Raw genomic sequence first — 25,901 nt, forward strand, 5'->3', positions numbered from 1 at the left:
ATATAAGTTAAAGTGAAATAATTGCTATTACTTTTTATAAAAACGAGGAGGAAACGCGGAATGGAAATATTAAAAGTTAAAGCAACGTCGGTCCCTAATTCTGTAGCTGGTGCACTTGCAGGTGTTATTCGCGAACGCGGAACAGCAGAAATTCAAGCTATTGGTGCAGGTGCATTGAACCAAGCGGTAAAGGCAGTAGCAATTGCAAGAGGATTTGTAGCGCCTAGTGGTTTGGATCTGATTTGTATCCCAGCGTTTACAGATATTATGATCGATGGTGAAGAGCGTACAGCGATAAAATTAATTGTAGAACCTCGTTAAGTTGAAACAACCTGTTTGCATGTATGCAAACAGGTTGTTTTTGTAATGGAGGAATGAAAATGAAAATTTTTGATGCTCATTGCGATGTGCTCTTTCAGTTATGGAGTGCAAAGGGAAAAAAAGACTTTCAAAACGATTCACAATTACATATTACATTTGAACAATTAAAGAAAAGAAAAGGAAGTATACAATGCTTTGCTATATATGTACCAGAAACAGTAGCGTATGAAAAGCGTTTTGAAGTTGCGCTGCAAATGATAGATATTTTTCATAATGAAATTCTATCGCTACCAGGAATGAAGTTTATTCAGACAAAAAACGATATTAACATGCTAAAACAGGACGAGATTGGAGCATTATTAACATTAGAAGGATGCGAAGCAATTGGAAAAGAAGCGATGAAATTACGTTTGTTTTATCGCTTAGGTGTACGTTCCTTTGGATTGACATGGAACTATGCCAATCTGTTAGCTGATGGAGCGCTAGAGGCACGTGGAGCAGGTTTAACTATATTTGGTAGACAAGTTGTACAAGAACTTAATACGTTACATTTATGGACCGATGTGTCGCATTTAAATGAAAGAAGCTTTTGGGATGTTATTGAAATTGCTAAAAACCCAATTGCATCTCACTCAAACTGTTATCAACTTTGTGGGCATCCACGCAATTTAACCGATGAACAAATAAGAGCCCTCATAAAGAAAAATAGCATTATTGGTATTACATTCGTACCGCAGTTTTTAACGAATGAAAGACAAGCGAATATAGCAGATATATTAAGACATGTGGAATATGTTTGTTCATTAGGTGGAGAAAAAAATATAGGATTCGGTTCTGATTTTGATGGGATTTTAGAAACTGTTGTAGGTGTAGAAGCATATAGGGATTATGAAAATATAATTAATCATCTGTGCAAAAAGTATAGTGAATCGACTGTAGATCGATTTTTGTATAAAAATTTTGTTGACTGTGTAACGTTCTAAATGTTATGTTTTAAAAATTCAGAAAAATTAAAATGAATTCACTTGAATTTATTGATTTTTTTAAGACCTAATACTAGAATGGTAAACGAAATAGCTTTATACTAAAGATTCAGGGAAATCAGAAGAGGCATAATTTGCGTCCATTGTAGTTTATTTGTATAAAAAATGCTAAACTAATACTGTAAAAAAATACACTACAATGAATGCAGCCAAAAGGGGTGTAGGAGATGATTAGTCAACTTTCATGGAAAGTTGGAGGCCAACAAGGTGAAGGAATTGAAAGTACAGGGGAAATCTTCTGTATTGCATTAAACCGATTAGGATATTACCTATACGGTTACCGCCACTTCTCATCACGTATTAAAGGCGGCCATACAAATAATAAAATTCGTGTAAGTACAACAGAAGTACGCGCGATCTCAGATGATTTAGATATTTTAATTGCTTTTGATCAAGAAACAATTGATTTTAACTTCCACGAACTACGTCCGGGCGGAATTGTAGTTGCGGATGCGAAATTTAATCCAACAATACCTGATAACACAGATGTAAATCTATATGTGATACCGTTTACAGAAATTGCTTCAGAATTAGGCACATCATTAATGAAAAACATGGTTGCTGTTGGGGCATCTAGCGCGGTATTAGGATTAGACGAAACAGCGTATTTAGAGGTTGTTGAAGAAATCTTTGGTCGTAAAGGAGAGCAAGTCGTTCAAAAGAATATGGAAGCCATTAAACGCGGCTCTCAATATATGAAAGAATTGCTTGGTGAAAAAGTAAACATGATGCAGCTTGAAAAAGCTGACGGTAAGAAACGCATGTTTATGATTGGGAACGACGCAATCGCATTTGGTGCGGTAGCTGGTGGTGCTCGCTTTATGTCTGCATATCCAATCACACCTGCATCTGAAATTATGGAATACTTAATTAAAAAGTTACCGAAAGTCGGCGGGACAGTAATCCAAACTGAGGATGAAATCGCAGCTTGTACAATGGCAATCGGTGCAAACTACGCTGGTGTTCGTACATTAACAGCATCTGCTGGTCCTGGTCTTTCTTTAATGATGGAAGCAATAGGTTTAGCAGGTATTACTGAAACACCGCTAGTTATCATTGATACACAACGTGGTGGCCCAAGTACGGGCTTACCAACAAAACAAGAGCAGTCTGACTTAATGGCTATGATTTACGGAACGCATGGTGAAATTCCAAAAATCGTAATGGCGCCAAGTACAGTTGAAGAAGCTTTCTATGATATTGTAGAAGCGTTTAACTTAGCAGAAGAATATCAAGTGCCTGTTATCTTCTTAACAGATCTACAGCTTTCTTTAGGAAAGCAAACAGTAGAACCACTTAGGTTAGATAAAGTTGAAATTCGTCGCGGTAAGCTTGATTTAGAAGTAGAATTACCAGAACGTGAAAATAAAGCATACTTTAAGCGTTATGAAGTAACAGAAGATGGAATTTCACCACGTGTTTTACCTGGTATGAAAAATGGTATTCACCATGTTACAGGTGTAGAACATGATGAAACGGGTAAACCATCTGAATCAGCGTTAAATCGTAAAGATCAAATGGACAAACGTTTCCGTAAAATGGCGAACTTGCAGTTTAATACCCCTATTTACAAAAATGCTAAGCATGATGACGCAGACGTATTGTTAGTTGGCTTTAACTCAACTCGTGGTGCGATCGAAGAGGCAATGCAGCGTTTGGAACAAGAAGGAATGAAAGTAAACCATGCCCATGTACGTTTAATTCATCCGTTCCCAACAGCTGAAATCGATCCACTTGTGAGAAAAGCGAAGCGTGTTGTAGTAGTAGAAAACAATGCAACTGGTCAGCTTGCTAACATTATGAAAATGAATCTTGGCAGTGGTGAGAAAATTTCTAGTCTTTTAAAATACGATGGAAATCCATTCTTGCCGAAAGAGATTTACAACGAATGTAAAAAAGGGGTTGTATTAAATGGCAACATTTAAGGACTTTCGTAACAGTGTAAAACCAAACTGGTGCCCAGGTTGCGGAGACTTCTCGGTGCAGGCTGCGATTCAGCGTGCGGCAGCTAACGTTGGTTTAAATCCAGATGAGCTAGCTGTTATTTCTGGTATCGGCTGTTCAGGTCGTATTTCAGGGTATATTAATTCATATGGTTTGCATAGTATTCACGGACGTGCTCTTCCGATTGCACAAGGTGTGAAAATGGCAAATCGTGATTTAACAGTTATTGCATCCGGTGGTGACGGTGATGGTTTTGCGATTGGTATGGGACATACAATCCATTCTATTCGTCGTAACATTGACATTACGTACATCGTAATGGATAACCAAATTTACGGATTAACAAAAGGTCAAACTTCACCGCGTAGTGAAGCTGGATTTAAAACGAAGAGCACACCACAAGGTTCAATTGAACCGTCACTAAATGTTATGGAAATGGCTTTAACAGCTGGTGCGACATTTGTGGCGCAAAGCTTTTCAAGTGATTTAAAAGAATTAACGCAAATTATTGAAGCTGGTATTAACCATAAAGGCTTTTCATTAATTAATGTATTTAGTCCATGTGTTACTTACAATAAAGTAAATACGTATGATTGGTTTAAAGAGAATTTAACGAAACTAAGTACAGTAGAAGGATATGATCCATCTAACCGCATGATGGCTATGCAAACATTAATGGAAAAGAACGGGTTAGTAACAGGTTTAATTTATCAAAATACAAAGCAGCCTTCTTACCAAGAGCTTGTAAAAGACTATAGTGAAAAGCCTTTAGTGCAAGCTGATTTAAATATGGATCAGAAAATGTTTGATGAGCTTGTTGCTGAATTTATGTAATGTAAGAAAAGGAGGTTGCCATTTGGCAACCTTTTTTTATGAGAAAAATATTGGGTAGTCTTGTTTACTTAGAAAATTCAGAATGGTAAAATAATATATAAATCGTTGTATGAAAATGGCGAGTTCATTGCTTATGAAATGTAAGATCAGACAGAGCCTCTTTCTTGTTAAAATTGGCGCAACGCTTCATACTATGGTAATGTTTATAGGGATAAAGCAATATGCTTTTGGATAGGACAAAAAGAAGTATGAAAAGGGAATGTCTATTTGTGTGGGGAAGACTTCATTCTTATGAATGATTAGATTGATTACTCAAGTTTCAAAGGACAAGTTATCTCTCAAGCTATCTAACCATTTTTGAGGTGAGTCAAAGCGCATTAAAATGGACTATAGAGTGTGTATAGTTAAGGGTGAAAGGAGATTACCGATGAACGAGCAACAACGATTAGCAAGTCAACAAGCAAATTCCTCTACGAAAAAAGAAGAGAAAGATTATAGTAAATACTTTGAAAGTGTATACCAACCACCTTCCTTAAAAGACGCGAAAAAACGAGGGAAAGAAGAAGTTAAAATTGAACGGGATTTTGGCTTACCTGAAGAATTTCGCAATTTTGGTACAGGAAGAAAGTTCTATATTCGTACATATGGTTGTCAAATGAATGAGCATGATACGGAAGTAATGGCGGGTATTTTCACCGCACTTGGATATGATCCAACCTTTTCAACTGAAGATGCAGATGTAGTTTTATTAAATACTTGTGCAATTCGTGAAAATGCTGAAAATAAAGTGTTCGGTGAACTAGGTCATTTAAAGTCATTAAAAAGAAGAAATCCGGACCTTTTAATTGGTGTATGTGGTTGTATGTCTCAAGAAGAATCTGTTGTAAATAAAATTATGCAAAAAAACCAGCATGTAGATATGGTGTTTGGAACGCATAATATTCATAGATTGCCGTATATTCTAAAAGATGCAATGTTCTCGAAGGAGACGGTAGTTGAAGTTTGGTCAAAAGAAGGGGATGTAATTGAAAACCTTCCGAAAGTACGCCGTGGTGATATTAAAGCTTGGGTAAATATTATGTATGGCTGTGATAAGTTCTGTACATATTGTATCGTGCCGTATACACGTGGAAAAGAGCGAAGCAGACGTCCTGAAGATATTATCCAAGAAATTCGTCATTTAGCTGCGAATGGTTATAAAGAAATTACATTACTTGGCCAGAACGTAAATGCATATGGTAAAGACTTTGAAGATTTTGAATATGGACTTGGCGATTTAATGGACGAACTCCGTAAAGTCGATATTGCCCGTATTCGTTTTACAACGAGCCATCCACGTGATTTCGATGATCACTTAATTGAAGTGCTTGGAAAAGCTGGAAACTTAGTAGAACATATTCACTTACCGGTTCAATCTGGAAGCACAGAGATGTTAAAAATTATGGCGCGTAAATATTCACGTGAGCATTATTTAGAACTTGTAAGAAAAATTAAAGAAGCAATTCCAAATGCAGTATTCACAACTGATATTATCGTTGGTTTCCCAAATGAAACAGATGAGCAATTTGAAGAAACGATGTCGTTATATCGTGAAGTAGGATTTGATACTGCCTTTACCTTTATTTATTCTCCGCGCGAAGGTACACCAGCTGCAAAAATGAAAGATAATGTACCGATGGAAGTGAAAAAAGAACGTCTTCAACGCTTAAATACACTAGTAAATACGTTGGCAATTGAAAAGAATAATCGTTACAAAGATCAAATTGTAGAAGTGTTAGTTGATGGGGAAAGTAAAAATAATCCAGAAGTACTCGCAGGTTATACTCGTACGAATAAACTTGTAAACTTCGTCGCTTCAAAATCTTTAATTGGTCAGCTTGTGAAAGTAAAAGTAACGGAAGCAAAAACTTGGTCTCTTAACGGGGAATTAGTTGAAGAGCCGATTGAGGTGGAATAATAGATGAAAGCATATTCGAAAGATGAAATTGTTGAACAAGCGAAAGAATTAGCAAAAATGATTTCTGAAACAGAAGAAGTTGATTTCTTTAAGAAAGCAGAGGCGCAAATTCATAAAAATGAAAATGTAAAGCGTGCAATTGATGAAATTAAAGCTTTGCAAAAACAAGCAGTAAACTTACAACATTATGGGAAATGGGAAGCTTTGAAAAAAGTAGAAGCTGACATTGATGCATTGCAAGATAAGTTGGATAGTATCCCAGTTGTGCAAGAATTTAAATCTTCACAAACATATGTAAATGACTTACTACAGCTAGTTGCAAGTACGATTTCTAACAACGTAACAGATGAAATATTAATTTCAACTAATGGCGATGTATTGAAGGGTGAAACGGGCGCAGCGGTAGAAAGTAAAAAAGGAAATTGTGGTTGTTAAAGAGATGTCGAATTGACATCTCTTTTTTTAGTGGGTTAAACGTAAGTTCTTCTCGAAAAAAGAATGACACATTCCGCTATTGTCACGCATATGATTAAGTGAATAGTGATTGAGGAGGGTTACGAATGTCCGAATTTAGAGAGATTATTACAAAAGCAGTGGTTGGAAAAGGACGTAAGTATACAAAGTCAACGCATACATGTGAATCGAATAATGAGCCAACAAGTATTTTAGGGTGCTGGGTAATTAACCACTCGTACGAAGCAAGAAAGAATGGAAAGCATGTGGAAATTGAAGGTTTCTATGATGTGAACACTTGGTATTCATTTGATGGTAATACAAAGACAGAAGTTGTAACAGAACGTGTGAACTACACTGATGAAGTGAGCATTGGGTATCGTGATAAAAACTTTTCTGGTGATGATTTAGAAATTATTGCTCGTGTCATTCAGCCACCAAATTGTTTAGAAGCTCTTGTATCGCCAAATGGTAATAAAATTGTTGTGACGGTAGAACGTGAATTTGTAACAGAAGTAGTTGGGGAAACGAAAATTTGTGTAAGTGTAAATCCTGAAGGTTGCGTAGAATCAGACGAGGATTTTCAAGTCGATGATGATGAGTTTGAAGAATTAGATCCGAACTTTATCGTCGATGCAGAAGAAGAGTAATAGAAAGCTAGGGAGAAGTTCTTCCTAGCTTTTTACTTTACATAAGTGATGCTTGAATGAACATGATTCATTATGAAATGTGCTATAATGAGGAAAGACTCCTGAAATAGGAGATATGGATGTCCGTGAAGTGTGACATATATGAAAATTGATTACTATGTAAGAATTATGGAGGAAAAGTATGACGCAATATACCCCTATGATACAGCAATATTTAAAGGTTAAGGCAGACTATCAAGATGCCTTTTTATTTTTCCGATTAGGTGATTTTTATGAAATGTTCTTTGAAGATGCGGTTAAAGCAGCTCATGAACTTGAAATTACATTAACGAGCCGAGATGGTGGCAGTAGTGATCGTATACCGATGTGCGGTGTACCGCATCATGCAGCTAAAAATTATATTGAACAACTTGTTGAAAAAGGATATAAAGTAGCTGTTTGTGAGCAAGTGGAAGATCCAAAAACAGCTAAAGGTGTAGTACGTCGTGAAGTCGTACAACTAATTACGCCAGGAACAATGATGGAAGGGCGTACAATAGACGAGAAAGAGAATAACTTCTTAGCAGCATTAACACATTTCGAAGATGGATCTTATGCGCTAGCTTGTAATGACTTAACGACTGGACAAAATACAGTGACGTTGTTAACAGGTTCAGTAGAAGATATTCTATTAGAAGTGTATGCAACTGGTTCAAAAGAAATTGTTGTAGATTCTACATTTTCAAAAGATGAATTAAATAAATTAACTGAAACATTAAAAATGACGATTTCGTATGAAGATGCAACAACTATTCCGGAAGGGTTAGAACATCTTGTGAAAAATGTTTCACAAGCAAAGTTAATTAAAGCAATTGGACGCTTATTTAACTATGTGATAAGAACACAAAAACGTTCGTTAGATCACTTGCAACCAGTGGAAATTTATTATACGAACCAGTTTATGAAAATTGATGTGCATTCAAAGCGAAATTTAGAACTGACAGAAACACTTCGAACAAAAGAAAAAACAGGATCATTATTATGGCTATTAGATAAAACAAAAACAGCTATGGGTGGTCGTATGTTAAAACAGTGGATGGAACGTCCACTTATTCAGAAAGAAAAAGTTGAAGAGCGTTTAGAAATGGTTGAAACGTTTGTAAATGATTACTTCTTACGTGAAGATTTAAAAGAAAAGTTAAAAGAAGTATATGATTTAGAGCGTTTAGCAGGAAAAGTTGCATTTGGTAATGTAAATGCACGGGACTTATTACAGTTAAGACGTTCTTTACTTCAAGTACCAGCTATTTTAGAAGCGATTAGCCTTTTAGATAATGCTTATGCAGCTAGATTAATTCAAGGTGCGGATCCATGTGAGAGCTTAACAGAATTGCTAGGAAGAAGTATTCAAGAAAACCCACCGCTTTCTATTAAAGATGGAGATATTATTAAAGACGGTTATAATGACAAGCTTGATCAATATCGTTACGTTAGTAAAAACGGGAAAACGTGGATCGCTGAGCTTGAAAAACGAGAGCGTGATATTACAGGGGTTAAATCATTAAAAATTGGATACAACCGTATTTTTGGCTACTACATTGAAGTGACGAAGGCGAATCTTGCAGCACTTCCAGAAGGGCGCTATGAGCGAAAACAAACACTTGCAAATGCAGAGCGTTTCATAACAGATGAACTAAAAGAAAAAGAAACATTAATCTTAGAAGCGGAAGAGAAAATTGTACAATTAGAATATGATTTATTTACAGCACTTCGCGAAGAAGTTAAAGTATTCATTCCGAAATTACAGCATTTAGCGAAAGTAATTAGTGAGTTAGATGTACTGCAAAGTTTTGCGACAGTTAGTGAAGAAGAGCAGTTTGTAAAACCTGTTTTAACAACTAAGCGCGAAATCTTTATTAAAGATGGTCGTCATCCTGTCGTTGAAAAAGTATTGAACGGGAAATTGTATGTACCTAATGATTGTATTATGCCGGAGAAGATGGATGTCTTTTTAATTACAGGACCGAACATGTCTGGTAAAAGTACGTATATGAGACAATTAGCACTTGTTACTGTTATGTCACAAATTGGTTGCTTTGTACCAGCGACAGAAGCAGTATTACCCGTCTTCGATCAAATCTTTACGAGAATTGGTGCAGCGGATGATTTAATTTCAGGTCAAAGTACATTTATGGTTGAAATGTTAGAAGCGAAAAATGCAATTGCAAATGCATCAGAAAGAAGTTTAATTTTATTCGATGAAATTGGACGCGGTACATCTACGTATGATGGTATGGCACTTGCACAAGCAATCATTGAACATATTCATGACCAAATTGGTGCGAAAACATTATTCTCTACACATTATCATGAATTAACAGTGTTAGAAGAAAGTTTAGACCAACTAAAGAATGTACATGTTTCAGCTATTGAAGAAAATGGAAAAGTAGTTTTCCTTCATAAAATTCAAGATGGAGCAGCGGATAAAAGTTATGGAATTCACGTTGCGCAACTTGCTGAGCTTCCAGATAGCTTAATCGCTCGCGCGAAAGAAGTGTTAGCACAACTAGAAGGACAGGAAGAAATTGTTATTCCAAAGCGCACAGAAGTGAAAGTGCAAGAAGTTGCTCCAGAACCTGTAGTTGTAAAAGAAGAACAAGCAGAAATACAAGAAAAGCAAGAAGAGACAGACGAAGAATCACAACTATCTTTCTTTGGAGGAGAACAGTCTTCGAAAAAACAAGACAAGCCTGTGCTCGATCAAAAAGAAACGGCAGTACTTGCACAAATTAAAAAGATTGATTTACTCGATATGACGCCTTTAGAAGCGATGAACGAACTGTATCGTTTACAAAAAAAGTTAAAGAAAGGATGAGTAAGTAGATGGGGAAAATTCGCAAACTCGATGATCAACTCTCTAACTTAATTGCGGCAGGGGAAGTAGTAGAGCGCCCTGCCTCAGTTGTAAAAGAACTCGTGGAAAATTCCATCGATGCGAATAGTACATCTATTGAAATCCACTTAGAGGAAGCTGGGTTATCGAAAATTCGCATCATTGATAATGGAGATGGCATTGCAGAAGAAGATTGTATCGTTGCATTTGAACGCCACGCAACGAGCAAAATTAAAGATGAAAATGATTTGTTTCGTATAAGAACGCTCGGTTTCCGCGGAGAGGCCCTGCCGAGTATTGCTTCTGTAAGTGAATTAGAATTAATCACAAGCACAGGTGATGCGCCTGGTACACACCTTATTATTAAAGGTGGAGACATTATAAAACAAGAGAAAACGGCGAGCCGAAAAGGAACAGATATTACAGTACAAAACTTATTCTTTAATACACCAGCGCGCCTTAAATATATGAAAACGATTCATACAGAGCTTGGGAACATTACAGATATCGTGTATCGTATTGCAATGTCTCATCCAGAAGTATCGCTAAAACTGTTTCATAATGAAAAGAAATTGCTTCATACGTCAGGAAACGGTGATGTAAGACAAGTACTTGCATCGATTTACAGCATTCAAGTTGCGAAGAAGCTTATTCCAATTGAAGCCGAATCTTTAGACTTCACAATTAAAGGGTATGTAACATTACCAGAAGTAACGAGAGCGTCTCGTAATTATATGTCAACGATCGTAAATGGTCGTTACGTTCGAAATTTCGTATTAATGAAAGCAGTTCAGCAAGGATACCATACATTACTGCCAGTTGGACGATACCCAATCGGCTTCTTATCGATTGAAATGGACCCAATGCTTGTTGACGTTAACGTACATCCAGCGAAATTAGAAGTTCGTTTTAGTAAAGAACAAGAATTGCTAAAGCTTATCGAAGAAACATTGCAAGCTGCATTCAAAAAAATACAACTCATTCCAGATGCTGGTGTAACAACGAAGAAAAAAGAAAAAGATGAAAGTGTGCAGGAACAGTTCAAGTTTGAGCATACAAAACCGAGAGAATCATCTATGCCTAACATCGTTTTACCGACTGGTATGGATGAAAAACAAGAAGAAACAACGACTGTGAAACAACCAGCACAACTTTGGCAACCGCCGAAGCAAGAATGGCAACCACCACAGTCACTAGTAAGAGAAGAGCAAAGCTGGCAGCCATCCTCTAAGCCGGTAATAGAAAAAACGGTTCGGGAGGAAAAGGAATGGACTAGCAACGATGACGATTTTGAATTAGAGGAATTGGAAGAAGAAGTTCAGGAAATAGAAGAGATTGAAATGAACGGTAATGACTTACCACCGCTTTATCCAATTGGACAAATGCACGGAACATATATTTTCGCTCAAAATGATAATGGGTTATATATGATTGATCAGCATGCAGCGCAGGAACGTATTAATTATGAATACTTCCGTGATAAAGTAGGGCGAGTTACGCAAGAAGTACAAGAACTACTTGTACCGTACCGTATCGATTTATCTCTTACCGAATTTTTACGTGTCGAAGAGCAGTTAGAAGAACTAAAAAAAGTTGGTCTATTTTTAGAGCAATTCGGCCATCAATCCTTTATCGTCCGCTCGCATCCAACGTGGTTCCCGAAAGGTCAAGAAACAGAAATTATTGATGAAATGATGGAGCAAGTCGTAAAACTAAAAAAAGTTGATATTAAAAAATTACGTGAAGAAGCAGCTATTATGATGAGCTGTAAAGCATCCATTAAAGCAAATCAATATTTAACAAACGATCAAATATTTGCTTTACTGGAAGAACTACGTACAACAACAAACCCGTACACATGCCCGCACGGAAGACCAATTCTTGTGCATCATTCTACTTATGAGTTGGAGAAGATGTTTAAGAGGGTTATGTAGGGACACTGTGATTTTATAAAAAAGAAGCGATGAAATAAATCGCTTCTTTTTTATTTGCATTTAGTTTAAAAGTTTTTCGTTCTTTAATAAATTCATTATTTGTAACCAAGTATAGAAAAATTATGTGAATACATAGTCTCATACATATCGCATTTGAAAAACATTCCCTTTCTCTCTATGTTTTTTTATTTTCCTTATAGAATCCTTATAATTGTCGTTTACTCTAGAATTACAATATACGAGGAGGAAGTTTAGGATGACTGAGATGATGTTAGAAACAAAAAATCTTTGCAAAACATTTAGAAAGCAAAGTGTGGTACAAAACATTTCGCTTTCGGTACCGAAATATGCAATCTATGGATTGTTAGGTCCTAATGGGGCGGGAAAATCAACCACTTTAAAAATGATAACAGGCATGCTTATACCTACTTCTGGTGAGATTTATTTTGATGGTCATAAATGGACGCGGCACGATTTACATTCTATTGGTGCTTTAATTGAGTCTCCTCCACTTTATGAAAATTTAACAGCAAGAGAAAATCTGCAGGTTCGTACGACTGTTTTAGGTTTGCCTAAATCAAGGATTGATGAAGTGTTGCATGTTGTGGAGCTAGAGAATACAGATCGGAAAAAAGCGAGAGAATTTTCTATGGGGATGAAGCAACGATTGGGAATTGCGATTGCATTGCTGAATCATCCGAAGTTTTTAATATTAGATGAACCGATGAATGGACTAGATCCTTTTGGGATTCAGGAATTAAGAAAACTAATCCTTTCCTTTCCTGCAAAAGGAATTACTGTCATTTTATCCAGTCATATTTTAAGCGAAGTAAGTCAAATTGCAGATCATGTTGGGATTATATCAGGCGGTGTATTGGGGTATCAGGGGAAGCTGAATAAGGATGATGACCTGGAAGATTTATTTGTACAAGTGGCTGGAAAGTATAGAAGGGAGGCATAAGAAATGAATTTATATATTGCATCTGAAAAAATTAAAATTAAACACACTTTTTTGAACAAACTTATATGGCTAGTTCCATTTGCTACAATACTAATTGCTTTTTTATTATCGGCGGATTATTTTCAATTATCTAGTTACAACTGGTGGTACGTTACGATGCTTCCAGGAATGATTTCTTTAAGTTGTGTACTTCTTGCGGAGAAAGATAAGAAAATGAATAATCGTTCCATCTTATCGTTACCAGTTTCATTAAAACGAGTGTGGATTTCTAAAGTATTATTAATTTTAGGGATTTTGAGCTTTTCATGCATACTTTTTTTCTGTGGAATCCAGTTATCTAATTTACTATTAAATAAGGAGAATTTCCGAATCATACCTACAGTAAATGCGCTATTAGGAAGTGTTTTTTTAATCGTTACTTTTATGTGGCAAATTCCGATATGCTTGTTTTTAGGTAGTAAAATAGGTCTATTTCCGACACTTCTATTGAATATAGGGGCAAATGGACTTTTGGGGGTTGTATTAGCAACAGAAAATATTTGGATGATTAGTCCATACACATATCCAAGTAGACTTATGATTCCTATTTTAAAAATATTACCAAATGGTTTATATGCAGAAACCGGAAGTGTAACGTTCAAACAAGAACTCCTTTCCTACGATGCAATTCTGCCAGGTGTGGCAATTTCTGTCGTGTTGTTCCTTTTGTTCACTTATATGACGGCAAAATGGTTTGAAAAGCAGGAGGCAAAATAATATGACAGTCTTGTCGAGAATATTAAGAGCGGACTTTATAAAAATGAAACATACGATTTTTTTTTGGATACATATAGCGATGCCAATCATCGGTATTGCTCTTTTTTTAAGTTATTATTCCTTTTCACAAGTTGATTCTATAAATAAGGTTTCAGGATATATCCAAGTATTATCAATATCTTTTCCGTTGCTAATTAGCATTGTGTGTTCTTCTGTTGTGGAACAAGAGGCTTTTGCAGGGGATTTTAAAGAACTTTTATCAACGGAATACGGAAGGCGTAAAGCATTTATTAGTAAAGTATGTTTACTTTTAATATGTGGCTTTTGTTCAACTATGTTGGCAGTCGTTGGGTTTGCGGCAGGGTTTCATTTTTGGTTAGGACAAAATGAATTTCAATTTGCTTTGTATGTTGAAATTTCCTTCATTCTTTTTGGTTGCCAAATCTTTATGTATATATGTCATCTGTTTTTAAATTTTCGCTTTAGTAAAGGTGCTTCCATTGGGGTTGGAATTATAGAAAGTTTATTGGCAGCTTTAATGCTTACAGGGATGGGAGATGTGATTTGGAAATACACGCCATGTGCGTGGGGTGTGAGATTATGCAATTATTTTTTGGAACACAAATTGAGTCCCGATTCTATTCATGTCTTACAAGTAGAGGCAAAAATTGGAGCGGTGATTTGCGTTTGTTTCACGATCATTGCATTTGTTATTTCCCTTATGTGGTTTTCCTTTTATGAAGGACGCAAAGAAATGTAAGTATATTTGTATTATAATGGAAACGAGGGGGAGATTCTATATGGCAAGAATATTAGCAATTGATGATGAGGACGGTATCCTTTATATTATAAAAAATGCTTTAGAGAAAGAAGGTCATGAGGTAACTGCCGTTAGTAATCCTCTTACAATATCAAAGGATAAATTTTGTCATTATGATTTAATTCTATTAGATGTCATGATGCCAGAAATAGATGGATTTACACTTTGTAAGGAGATACGAGATTTGGTCGATAGTCCAATTGTGTTTCTAACTGCGAAAACAATGGAGAAGGATCTGATTACAGGGCTTAGCCTCGGCGGAGATGACTATATTACAAAACCTTTTGGAATTGGAGAACTGCGTGCGAGGGTGTCCGCACATGTAAGGCGTGAGCATAGAGAAAAGCAAAATGCATTTTTTCTATCAGGTCTTACATTTCATCTATTATGTAAAGAAATATGGCATGACGATACATCTATCGCATTTACGAAAAGTGAGTACGGAATTTGTGAATATTTAGCTTTGAATCATGGGCAAGTATTTTCAAGAGAAAAGATTTACGAAAATGTTTTTGGATATGAGGGAGAAAGCGATAACCAAGTAATTGTAGAACATATTAAAAATATCCGTCAAAAATTGTGTAAACACGACATGAATCCAATAGAAACAGTATGGGGAATTGGTTATAAATGGAGAAAGTGAAAAAACAAGTCAACCTTAGCAAAATATTAATCCAGTATATCTTTGCATTTTCAATAGGGACGATTGCGTTAGTTACTTTTTTTATGATTCTATTCCAAATTGGAGTTAACGCAGAAATAATCCTTCCAGCAAATTATTATGAAAAACAGATTGAGTTGCAAAGAGACGCCATAGTTAAAGCGGAACAGGACGATGATCAAATCTTAAAACAATATAAATATGCCGTGTATGATTTTTCAGGAAACGTTATTCAAGGGAGTATAAATAAAGATTATGCGGAGCAAATATGGAATAACATACAGAATGATGAAAAAGGCGATGGTAAGTACTACTATGCAATTATAGAACGCGATAAAGATGTTTGTGTCATTCTATATACTTTACATGCTAATTTTAAAAATCCTTTTTTGCAGAAGTATTTACCGAGTCCGGAAGTTTGTGAAATTGTTCTTTTTATTCTATTATTTGTTGCTGAAGTGATATTTCTATCTCGCTATTTTGGCAAATCATTGTCAAAGGAAATGCTAATTTTGAGAAATGTAACGGATAAAATTCAAAAGGAAGATTTAGATTTTCAAGTAGAACAATCTAAAATAATAGAAGTGAATGAAGTATTAAATTCTTTAGTAAAAATGAAAGATGAATTGAATAGTTCCTTACGTACACAGTGGGATATGGAAACGAATAGAAGAGAGCAGATTGCTGCTTTGGCACATGATATTAAGACGCCATTAACGATACTGAGAGGGAATGCCGAGCTATTAAATGAATCAACGCTAGATTCAAATCAGAAGAAATGTAATGAGCATATTTTGAAAAGTGTTGATGAGATGGAACTGTATATGAAAACTTTACTCGACATTACGAAATGTGAGGAAGGTACTTCACTTCAATTTAAGCAAATAGATTTACATAACTTTATTCGTAATATTATAGAAGAAAGTGCAATTTGTGTTTTGGGCAAACAGTTAAATCTAATTAAAAATGTTCAGGATATACCAAATTTGATTCATGTTGACGAGACTGCTTTGAAAAGGGCTATTATGAATATAATGATGAATGCAATTGAATATTCTCCAACAAATGGTGACTTGATGTTTTCAGTGGAAATGATTAGTGAAAAACTGCAATTTATTGTAGAGGACTCGGGAAGAGGATTTACAGAAGAGGAAATAAATTCAGCTACAGAGCAGTTTTACAGAGGAGATAAAAGTAGAAACTCTAAAAATCATCATGGAATGGGTTTATACATTGCTAAAAACTTTGCAAAGCAGCACGGTGGAAACCTTTACTTAAGTAATTCGGAAAAGCTGCGCGGTGCAAAAGTTGTTTTGGAAATATCAGTGTAGTAGAGAGGGTACAGATTATAACAAGTCGCTCCTTTTTAATATAATTCTTTTGCAACTATATTTTAAAAATTCATTTATAAACTAGAGATAACCTATTTGTAATTTATATGTGCTTTCTCATTTTTTTGTAAGGAAAGTGGTTTTTAATTTACAGATTTATCGGAATTATGTAAAGTGTAGATAAAACCATAAAATGGGGTGTTCTTTATGTGTACTAGTTTGACATTACAGACAAAAAACGGTCAGCACCTTTTTGCAAGAACGATGGATTTTACATTAGATTTGAATCAAGAAGTAATAATCATTCCTCGACATTACCAGTGGAATAATATAACTGGTGAAATCATCAATACGAAACATGCTACGGTCGGAATGGGGATTAATCATCAAGGAAGGGTCATTATGGCGGACGGAGTAAATGAAGCAGGTATGACATGTGCAACACTCTATTTTCCAGGATTCGCTACTTATAGTAAAAGCATAGATAATAACAAAACGAATTTGGCTCCATTTGATTTTGTGACTTGGAGTCTCACACAATTCAATTCTGTCAAAGAGTTAAAGAAATCTGTAGATAGCATTACCTTTTTGGATATACCATTACCGGATTTAGGACTTACGCCGCCACTCCATTGGATTTTAGCGGATAAATGGGGAGATTGCATTGTACTGGAGCCAACAAATGAAGGATTAAAAATGTATGACAACTCACTAGGAGTGATGACTAATAGTCCGGAGTTTAGTTGGCATTTACAAAATTTAAGACAATATATTGGCCTTAAATCGCAGCCATTCGCGCCAACAGAGTGGAGTAATGTACCATTAAGTGCTTTTGGTCAGGGCTCAGGTTCAATGGGACTTCCAGGGGATTTCACCCCGCCATCAAGATTTGTGCGGGCAGCATATGGCAAACAAAACATTCAAGGTATAGATAGTGAAGAAAAGGGAGTATCGGCCCTTTTTCATATCTTATCAAATTGTGAGGTTCCTAAAGGCGGAGTAATAACGGAAGAAGGTACATTAGATAATACCATATATACAAGCGTAATGTGTATGGAGTCTGGAACATATTATTATCACACCTACGATTGTAGACAAATTATAGCTATTCATTTATTTCATGAAAATTTAGATACAGATGAGATTAAAGCCTATCCGTTTCAACGGAAACAAAAAATATTTTATGAAAACTAAGTAGCTTTGAAACCACGTTTGGAAAATTTTTAAATATATATAATAGAGCAATAATGGCCTATAAAAAGCAGGGATCCGAAGGGATATAATTGATAATCTAATACGTAACCTGAATAAATATCCCTTAAGAAAAAATAGACGTAAAATATTCAAGGTATTATATAAATTCAATCCAATGACTCCTACCAGTAAAATTCTGCTGGTAGGGGTATTGGCTAAGAAACTTATTTTTTCATTAAACTAGCTTTTATTTCTTCTAGAAGGCCCATTAAAGTGCTATTAGGTAAAATAAACATGGACGTACTACTCCATTTATAAATAGCAAAGAACAAAAAAGGTGTGGAAAATATCCATACCTTTTTTGTTCTTCTATTATCTATGTATAAAAAAGCGCCGTATATCAGCACTTTTTAAAGGTACGTAAATTGTATAATAAGGATTTCTACATTATTAAACACATAACTATGCATGGCCAAATATTGATTCTTATTTGGTTAATTGTTATAAGAATCTATACGGTTATTTATTTTTATTATTATTAATTTTTTCAGTATATAAAACCTGCTCTTTATAATGCTTTTTAATTGGGAAGTTATGTGTACCAGAGCCGTTTTTGAAAGTTTTATTGATGGGATTTTTTAGAGGGACTGTTGTAGTTTCAGTAAATTCATATGGGTAATTTATTTTAGATTTATCTTCAAACATGAAAATGCCTCCTTTTTAGGATTTCCTGAATTCTTTACTATAACATGATATGCATATAGATTTTTTTTGGACTAGTTATTTATATAGGTTAATGGAATTTAATTACGTAACTACTGAAATATTTCAAAGGAAAACAATGTGAGAAATATATTATAATGATTTCTTTTATTTATTAGCGAAGGGAGTCTTGCATATATATTCGTTATAGATTGTTTTTATAATGTAATATATATAGAGTTTTCCTGATAATATAATGTGGAATATTATAGTTTTATTAGGTTATTAGGAACATTTAATGTTGTTTCACAACTGAAAGGGAATTGAAAAAAAACTGAAACTTTTCTCATAAAAATTCAATCTTACTTGAAAAATGAAAGGAAAATGAAATTTTCCAAAAGGAATTCTTTGTTAAGATAAAAAGCATACATACAAAAAAGTATTGACATATCTCAAAAAATGTATTTTCGAGATATAGTGGGGGAAAAGATGAGATTAGAAAAACAATTAATAAAAAAGATGTATTATGAAACATTCCTAATGGAGAATGAAACGCACCCACCTCTTCAAGTACTTGGAGAAGCTTATGTAAACGAAGAAAAAAATGAGATTTCTGATGGATCTTATATTCGTTTTGCACAAGGTGAATTTTATTATCACCATCAAGATTTTGAAGCGGCTATTTTTAAATGGGAGAAAGTTAGTAATGAATTAGCGCCATGGGCACAAAAAAATATTGCGGATGCTTACTTCGAACTTAACCAATTATCAGTTGCTGAAAATGTGTATACTTCCATTACTACTGATAACAAAATACTTATGACCGAAATTGTACTGCAATTACTGTCTCTTTACATCGAGCAAAATAATTTTGAAGCAGCTTTCGCTGTTATAAAAGAAGCGGTTTCTTTAAATCCCGATTATCCAAACGTCACAACAATTGCACGTTCCTTTTATGAAGAACAGCAAGATTTTGATAGTGCAGTAGAGCTTGCTGTGAACGAGTTAATTCGAACAGAATCTTATCCGTGGTTTGAGGTTCTAAAAGAATATATCGATAAAGGATTTACTAAAAATATTTCACCAGATTATTTTTATAAAGTATTAATAACATTAAATAATGTAGATCAAGTACAATTTACGCAAATAGTTTCATCACTTTGGCGCAGCTATAAAGATGAACAAAATTACTTATTATGGCTTAACACAATAAATGAATTTTTCATACATATCGAAATACATTCGTCCGATATATGGGACGAAATTTCTTCTCTTTACGAAGAAACATACTTTGAATTAATTCAAGGTCAATATATGCTTAGACAATTACACGATATCATTCCAAATCTTTTAACAAATTGGTTAAAGGTAGTCAATCCCTCTCATGCTGTATTTCCATCTGCAGCAGTATTGGCATGGGATGAGATTTTTCCTTCTAAAATAGATTCAGCGGATATAAAAGATGCGGAAAACCTACTGTCATATTCTATTAATCATGTGAATGGCTTAGAGTATAGTTTACATCTTTTTGAATCTATTACATACTGGGCACAAGAACATGATTTAGAAATGGGTCACCGATTTAGCTGGTTAGTTGGCGAGCTTGCAGATTTAAGAACAAATTGCCTATTAGTAACGGGAACTTCAGGAAACGGAAAAGCGTCATTTATTAACTCTATTTTAGGAGAAAATATATTAGAGAACTCAATCTCAAATGTAGTTGTTTTTAAAAATGACGCTTATACAGAAATTAACGCTATAACAGATTCGGAAATTACAACAACTGAGAATTTCTCTGATTTCCATAACATGATGGCAGTGCACCGTCAAACATATAGAGATAGAGCATGTGTTGAATTTAAGTTACCATGCAGATTTTTAAGTAAAAACAAACTTACATGCGTTGTTACACCTAGCTTTAATAGGAACAATGATGCGAGAGATGAGGTGTTTGAATATTTAAATTCTGTAGATGAATTATTATTCGTATTGAATGCGGATTCACCTTTTACTGACAAAGAACGTGACATTCTATTAAGTATCCAAGAACATACACCAAATCTACAAGTTCATTTTTTATTAAATAAAATTGATAATATTTACAATGAAGCAGAAGCAAAAAGAGTTATACAAGATACGCAAGTGAGAATTAACACATATTTCCCTAATGCAAGAGTTTTCCCTTATTCTTCGTTATATACAAATAGTAAACAACTAAACGATTTAACTGAGTTTATTCATTTTAACTTTAACTATAAAAATATCGATGCAGAACGTACTGAAAAGCTATTGTTTTTCATTCGAAAAACAATTACATATCTTTTGGATAAGCGCGTCGAGAGGGAAAAAGATTTAGTGGATTCTATTAATTGGAATGAAGATATGTTAGTTAAACTTAATGGTTGTATTAATAACCTTACTGCTTTTGAGAAGGAAAAAATTCATTTAATTACAGAATCATATCGTACGATGAAAAACGAAATTACTAATGATCTTACAGAACATATTCCGAAACTATTGCAGAGTTGTTCCGATTTAATTAGTGAAGAAAGCGATTTTAGTCACATTGATATTGAACTAAACACAGCGATGAATGGAAGAGTGCAACAATATCTAGAACAAACTGTATTACCTATTCTTGCTCGCTCTATGCAAAATTGGATTGCGAACTCTAATAATGAGCTCCTTCAAAGTCAATTGTACCTAGAAGAAACTAGTGAAGGACTTAATTCTTTATTTGGAGAAAATCGAATACAGTTAGAATGTGACTTTAAAGTAATTGATGACTGGCGCAGAGATACTGATAGAATGACAACTAGAATACAAATGGAAGAAGTAAATATTTTACGCCGATTTACGCCAGCGCAATTTTTACTGAAAAGTGCCGGTAAATTATTTGGAGTTCTTCCTAAAAATAAAGCTATGCTATATAACAAATACAAACAGTATTTAGAAAATGAAGATTATACCGATGTAACGGCTTCTACTATGAAGAAGTTTTTCTTGCAATTTGAGCTGTTTGAAAACACACAAGAGCGGGATATTAATATGTTCTTTAGAAATCCATTTGGTGCGTTGGAACAAGCTGTAGAAAACACTCATTTAGAAATAAAAGAAAAACAAGATAAATTGCATAAAATGAAATCAAACCCTGAAGTTTACCATGATCCTATAAAGCTCTTTGAATTGAGATTACGTCAATGTGAAGTAATTTTAAATATAGGTGATGATAATACCTATACAGATGTAACTTTAGAAACAAGCGTAGAATAAAAGTAAAATATATCAGTTTTTTTATATGAAATTGCACCATGTGTTATAAAAAAGTAAAAAGGGAGCAACTTTTAATAAGTTGCTCCCTTCGCATATATAGATTATTTTTCAGTTTCTTTAATTTTAGTTTTTACTTCTCCAGTTTTAATTTTATTACTTTCTGAGAAACGTAATAAATCACCTTCAATAATTTTGTCAGACATTCGTAATTCATTTTGTGCACGGTTAATCATTTCTTGGGCTTCTTTTTTGGGTAAATCTACAACCTCACCTGTTTCTCGATTATAAAAAGTATGATTTGTATATGCATACTTGTCTGTAATAAAGCTACCATCACGTAAAATAACAAAACCGGTATATTGATCTGAAAACATATCATGGCCAAAACGGATATCGTTAGTAGTATCAATCCCTAATAAATTTAGAATAGTAGGTTTCATATCGATTTGTCCCGTAGGCTTTGAAATAGTTTGACCTTCTGTTTGGCCAGGGATATGAATATATAAAGGTGTGCGTTGTAAATTTAAAGTATCAAATTCTGTTATTTGATCTTTTTCTAAAAACTGTGCCATTGCGCGATTGTGTTTTTCAGAAATGCCATAATGATCACCATACAACACAATAATAGAATCATCATACATTCCCTCGGCTTTTAAACGCTCAATAAATTTTTTAATTGATTCGTCTAAGTAACGTGCTGTTACGATATAACGATCAAATACGCCATTACCAGAGTTGTATGGTTCAATGAATTTTGTATCTTCATCATACGTAAATGGATAATGGTTCGTTAAAGTAAGAAAACGAGCGTAAAATGGTTGATCAACAGTTTTTAATATATCTACTGATTGATCAAAGTATTCGATATCTTTTAATCCCCAATTTAAATTTGTTTCGGGCGTAATTTTGTAATCAAGTTCGTTATAGTAACGATCATAACCGAGAGCAGAGTACATAATGTTACGATTCCAAAATGTTGCGTTATTCGCATGGAATACAGAAGTGAAATAACCTTGCTGACGTAAAATTTCTGGAGTCGCAGTATAATCGTTGTTACCGTGCGTGAAGAATACAGCACCTCGATTTAATGGATACAACGATGTATCTATTAGAAATTCAGAATCCGATGTTTTTCCTTGACCAGTTTGGTGGAAAAAGTTATCGAAATAATAGCTTTCATTTATGAATTCATTTAAGAATGGCGTAACTTCTTGACCGTTAACTGATGCACCTATTAAAAAGGTTTGCAAAGATTCAAGAGTAACGACAATTACGTTTTTTCCTTTCGCTGCACCAAACATATTAGGATTTGGTTCACTTTGGTTTGATTTTACGTAGTTTTCAGTTTCTTGTAATTTACTACTATCTGCAAGTGCCTTTTGGGATCCAGCTTTTACTTGTAGTGTTAAATCATATACTTGATGAGTGTATAGTCCTAAATTTTTCACAAGCATTACGCGGTCGAAGGATCTCGTTAATAATTCAGGTCGTTCTTTTTCTGCAAGCTGTAGATTTGCAAAAAATACACCAATTGTTAAAAGAAAATATAATAAGCGTGCAGAATGAGTTACACGTTCTGTTTTAAAGACTATTGCTTTCTTTTTTAATAAAATAAAGAAGAAAATAATGTCTACGAATGTGAGTATAATTTTGTAGTTCAATATTTCTATAATACTGCCGCCTAATTGGCCGAAGTTTGATGTTTGTCCAAGTACTGGTAACGTAACGAAATCATTATAAAAATCATAGAACATGACATTCCCAACAAGTACGATTGTTAATAAGAGATTAATACATAGCGCTATATAATTTCTCTTTTCACCGGTTGCAAATAATGCTAATCCAACAAATGCTAACGATGCAGCGAGAGGGCTAATAAACAAAATAAGTTCTTGTGTAGAAGACTCAATTTTTAAATCAAAACTGAATCGCGTAATAAGATATGTTTTTAACCATACTGCTAAAGCAATTATTATAACAAAGCTTATATTTTGCAGTTGTAAATTTATTTTATTCTTCATTTTTACACCTTCTTTATAGAATTTATTTAACCAATGTTATATATTGTATTTTTATAACTATTAGAGTGTGGTGAACCATTTAGATTATATTTTTCTAAAGGTAATAATTTGAAGTATTCATATACATACAATGGAGAATTTTAAAGCGAAGTAACATAAATCTAATTTTTTTTTAGAAACGGAGCAAAAAAAGTCATAGTTGTAGTGAAATTGACTTATAGACATCCTAACATATTAAACACTATGATGATGTTACAAAATATCGAACAAATGAAAGTGAAAGTGAATAGATGATTTTTAAACTATTGACATTCAATTGGTTTAAATTTTTGGAAAGGCCAGTTTTAAGCGAACGGTTATATTAATTAGTAGAAAACCACATTCTATATAGAATGTAGTTTTTTCATGTGTTTTCAATATATCCCTCCCCCGCTGATTCTTTGTGGCTTAATCATCAGCGGGGGAGGGATAATAATTTCGTTAAAGCTATTATTAGATAAGTAAAGTGTTGGTGAAACTTAAAACATTTGACTGGCATCTTAATTAAAAAGTTTAAATACCTGATAAATATTTTCCAACATAGAGACCGCTTGCGGCTGCTTGAGATAATGAATGAGTGACGCCTGAACAATCTCCAATTAAAAATAGCCCATTCATACTTGTTTCAAAATGGTTATTGATTTTTATTGTAGGAGCATAGAACTTTCCATCAATTCCATATAATAAAGTATCTTGATCGATAGGTTCTTGGATAAATTGTTCTAAACGTAATAAAAATTTTTTGAGCCCTTCAATATATAATGGAGGAATTTCTTTATTCAAGTCTCCATAATCTCCGTGTAGTGTAGGCTGTATACGATTATGTTTCATGTTGTTCTCCACTGTAGGTTGTTTCTTTATTAAGTCCTCTAAACGTTGTATAACAATCCGATCTCGTCCTTGGTTAATGTTTTTAATAATTGAACTTGCGTATACATTTGCTTCTTTGAGAGTTGGAAAATAGCGCGGGATAAATAAAGTGAAATTTAAGTTAGAAGTGCCAGTTTCTTGCTCTCGGAAATTTTGACCGTCAGGCATAATCAAGCCGTCTTCGTACTTTCGAATAATGCGTCCTTTTGGATTCATACAGTAAGTAGTAGCCGTGAAAAGTTCATGCTCATAAGAGAGTTTCGTCTCAAATGTATCTTTTAATATAGAACGTAATTGGTGTTCTTTCATCTCTACTCTAATACCTAAATCTACACGAGTTTGCTCTTGAGAAATATTTAGAGAAGTGCACATTTCTTTTAGCCAATCCGCTCCGGAACGCCCAGTTGCAAATACTAGTTGCTTAGATTGAACTGTTCCTTCATTTGTCTCTATTGTAAAGTGATCTTTCTGTTTCATAATATGGTGTACATCTATATGAAATTGGATATTTATTTTCGTAAGTAAAAATTCATAGAGCTGCTGAAAAATGTCACTTGAAAGTGTAGTACCAAGATGCCTTACTTCTGTTGTTAGCATTTGTAAACCACACGTTTCAGCTATCTTATTAAGAGTTGGATTTTCTGTAGAATATTTTGAAACAGAATTTCCTCCGAACTGACATAGAATCTCATCTACTTCAGCCATAAGTTGTAAAAAGCCTTCTTTACCGACTTTTTGCTCAAGTTCTCCGCCAAATCCGTTTGTATAATTAAATTTTCCTTCAGATTTTCCTAAACCACCAAACCCGAAATATTTATCACATGTAGTACAATTACACACTTTTCCTTGGTCTAAAGGACAATGGCGATCTTCTAGCGCTTTACCTTTATCAAGAATTAAAACCTTTTTGTTACTTTTAGCTAGTGAATAAGCCATAAAAATGCTACTCACTCCAGCTCCGATAATTGTAACATCATACATATTCTTTCACCTGCTAACGAATAGTTTGTTTTTTATTTTCTTAGTGTATAACACTTTTATGAAGTTAAGAAATAGCTTTTATTAATAAAGAGGGAGTTTTTGAACTTGATGCGATTTTAATTTCTCCGAGTGGTGGAGTAAATACAAATGTTTTTATTTGAAAGAAGAAATAGTTTTAAATGATCACTATGTCATATGATTAATAAAATCTTACATATAAAAAAACAGACCTTTTAAGTGAAGAGGTCTGCTAATCATTTGAAATAGTTGTTAAGTGCATAAAT

Annotated in this window: 19 protein-coding genes; 16 read left to right on the forward strand and 3 right to left on the reverse strand. The window is 34.1% G+C overall.

Annotated elements, in window-relative coordinates; translation table 11 throughout:
• The first annotated feature begins 60 nt into the window (after positions 1-60).
• The 15 genes from spoVS (at position 61) to SJY24_RS11695 (ending at position 17,731) form a co-directional block, all read left to right on the forward strand.
• A complete protein-coding gene (gene spoVS, locus SJY24_RS11625; RefSeq protein WP_000404341.1) occupies positions 61-321 on the forward strand; it encodes a stage V sporulation protein SpoVS in 261 nt (86 codons plus the stop codon).
• 59 nt (positions 322-380) lie between these two features.
• Positions 381-1,304 carry a dipeptidase gene (locus SJY24_RS11630; protein WP_377864708.1) on the forward strand — a complete coding sequence of 308 codons (924 nt, stop codon included), beginning with the start codon at positions 381-383 and terminating at the stop codon, positions 1,302-1,304.
• Positions 1,305-1,531: 227 nt separating this feature from the next.
• Positions 1,532-3,289 carry a 2-oxoacid:acceptor oxidoreductase subunit alpha gene (locus SJY24_RS11635; protein ID WP_377864709.1) on the forward strand — a complete coding sequence of 586 codons (1,758 nt, stop codon included), beginning with the start codon at positions 1,532-1,534 and terminating at the stop codon, positions 3,287-3,289.
• A complete protein-coding gene (locus SJY24_RS11640; protein WP_002088040.1) occupies positions 3,276-4,142 on the forward strand; it encodes a 2-oxoacid:ferredoxin oxidoreductase subunit beta in 867 nt (288 codons plus the stop codon). Before SJY24_RS11635 ends, SJY24_RS11640 begins: the two co-directional genes overlap by 14 nt.
• Positions 4,143-4,569: 427 nt before the next feature.
• A complete protein-coding gene (miaB, locus tag SJY24_RS11645) occupies positions 4,570-6,099 on the forward strand; it encodes a tRNA (N6-isopentenyl adenosine(37)-C2)-methylthiotransferase MiaB (protein ID WP_377864710.1) in 1,530 nt (509 codons plus the stop codon).
• A gap of 3 nt (positions 6,100-6,102) precedes the next feature.
• Entirely contained in the window at positions 6,103-6,534 is a 432-nt protein-coding gene (locus tag SJY24_RS11650; RefSeq protein WP_000649386.1) for a YlbF/YmcA family competence regulator, read from the forward strand.
• A 125-nt stretch (positions 6,535-6,659) separates the two neighbouring features.
• Entirely contained in the window at positions 6,660-7,202 is a 543-nt protein-coding gene (gene cotE / locus SJY24_RS11655; RefSeq protein ID WP_001288802.1) for an outer spore coat protein CotE, read from the forward strand.
• Positions 7,203-7,383: 181 nt separating this feature from the next.
• Positions 7,384-10,056 (forward strand): DNA mismatch repair protein MutS, encoded by a 2,673-nt coding sequence (mutS, locus tag SJY24_RS11660; RefSeq protein ID WP_377864711.1) that lies wholly within the window; start codon positions 7,384-7,386, stop codon positions 10,054-10,056.
• An 8-nt stretch (positions 10,057-10,064) separates the two neighbouring features.
• The gene (gene mutL, locus SJY24_RS11665; RefSeq protein ID WP_377864712.1) at positions 10,065-12,008 is read left to right on the forward strand and encodes a DNA mismatch repair endonuclease MutL; all 1,944 of its coding nucleotides are present in this window, start codon (positions 10,065-10,067) and stop codon (positions 12,006-12,008) included.
• Between the two features lie 256 nt (positions 12,009-12,264).
• Positions 12,265-12,969: a lantibiotic protection ABC transporter ATP-binding protein gene (locus SJY24_RS11670; protein ID WP_377864713.1), complete on the forward strand. Its 705-nt coding sequence runs from the start codon at positions 12,265-12,267 to the stop codon at positions 12,967-12,969.
• 3 nt (positions 12,970-12,972) lie between these two features.
• Positions 12,973-13,725, forward strand: coding sequence for a lantibiotic immunity ABC transporter MutE/EpiE family permease subunit (locus SJY24_RS11675; protein ID WP_377864714.1), 753 nt, complete (start codon positions 12,973-12,975; stop codon positions 13,723-13,725).
• A 1-nt stretch (position 13,726) separates the two neighbouring features.
• Entirely contained in the window at positions 13,727-14,485 is a 759-nt protein-coding gene (locus SJY24_RS11680; RefSeq protein WP_377864715.1) for a lantibiotic immunity ABC transporter MutG family permease subunit, read from the forward strand.
• A 40-nt stretch (positions 14,486-14,525) separates the two neighbouring features.
• Positions 14,526-15,188 carry a response regulator transcription factor gene (locus SJY24_RS11685; RefSeq protein ID WP_377864716.1) on the forward strand — a complete coding sequence of 221 codons (663 nt, stop codon included), beginning with the start codon at positions 14,526-14,528 and terminating at the stop codon, positions 15,186-15,188.
• The gene (locus SJY24_RS11690) at positions 15,176-16,537 is read left to right on the forward strand and encodes a sensor histidine kinase (RefSeq protein ID WP_377864717.1); all 1,362 of its coding nucleotides are present in this window, start codon (positions 15,176-15,178) and stop codon (positions 16,535-16,537) included. Before SJY24_RS11685 ends, SJY24_RS11690 begins: the two co-directional genes overlap by 13 nt.
• A gap of 207 nt (positions 16,538-16,744) precedes the next feature.
• Entirely contained in the window at positions 16,745-17,731 is a 987-nt protein-coding gene (locus SJY24_RS11695; RefSeq protein WP_377864718.1) for a choloylglycine hydrolase family protein, read from the forward strand.
• Positions 17,732-18,250: 519 nt separating this feature from the next.
• On the opposite strand, the gene SJY24_RS11700 is transcribed toward SJY24_RS11695, so the two are convergent.
• Positions 18,251-18,436, reverse strand: coding sequence for a hypothetical protein (locus SJY24_RS11700; RefSeq protein ID WP_000461142.1), 186 nt, complete (start codon positions 18,434-18,436; stop codon positions 18,251-18,253).
• Positions 18,437-18,922: 486 nt separating this feature from the next.
• Here SJY24_RS11700 and SJY24_RS11705 point away from each other — a divergent pair, with 486 nt between their 5' ends.
• Positions 18,923-21,706 carry a dynamin family protein gene (locus SJY24_RS11705; protein ID WP_377864719.1) on the forward strand — a complete coding sequence of 928 codons (2,784 nt, stop codon included), beginning with the start codon at positions 18,923-18,925 and terminating at the stop codon, positions 21,704-21,706.
• 101 nt (positions 21,707-21,807) lie between these two features.
• Here SJY24_RS11705 and SJY24_RS11710 read toward each other — a convergent pair whose 3' ends face one another.
• Both SJY24_RS11710 and SJY24_RS11715 read right to left on the reverse strand, forming a co-directional pair.
• Positions 21,808-23,727, reverse strand: coding sequence for an LTA synthase family protein (locus tag SJY24_RS11710; protein WP_377864720.1), 1,920 nt, complete (start codon positions 23,725-23,727; stop codon positions 21,808-21,810).
• A gap of 552 nt (positions 23,728-24,279) precedes the next feature.
• Positions 24,280-25,617: an NAD(P)/FAD-dependent oxidoreductase gene (locus SJY24_RS11715; protein ID WP_377864721.1), complete on the reverse strand. Its 1,338-nt coding sequence runs from the start codon at positions 25,615-25,617 to the stop codon at positions 24,280-24,282.
• Between the last annotated feature and the right edge of the window lie 284 nt (positions 25,618-25,901).

This window comes from Bacillus sp. R86525 (assembly GCF_042466195.1).
GTDB lineage: Bacteria > Bacillota > Bacilli > Bacillales > Bacillaceae_G > Bacillus_A > Bacillus_A nitratireducens.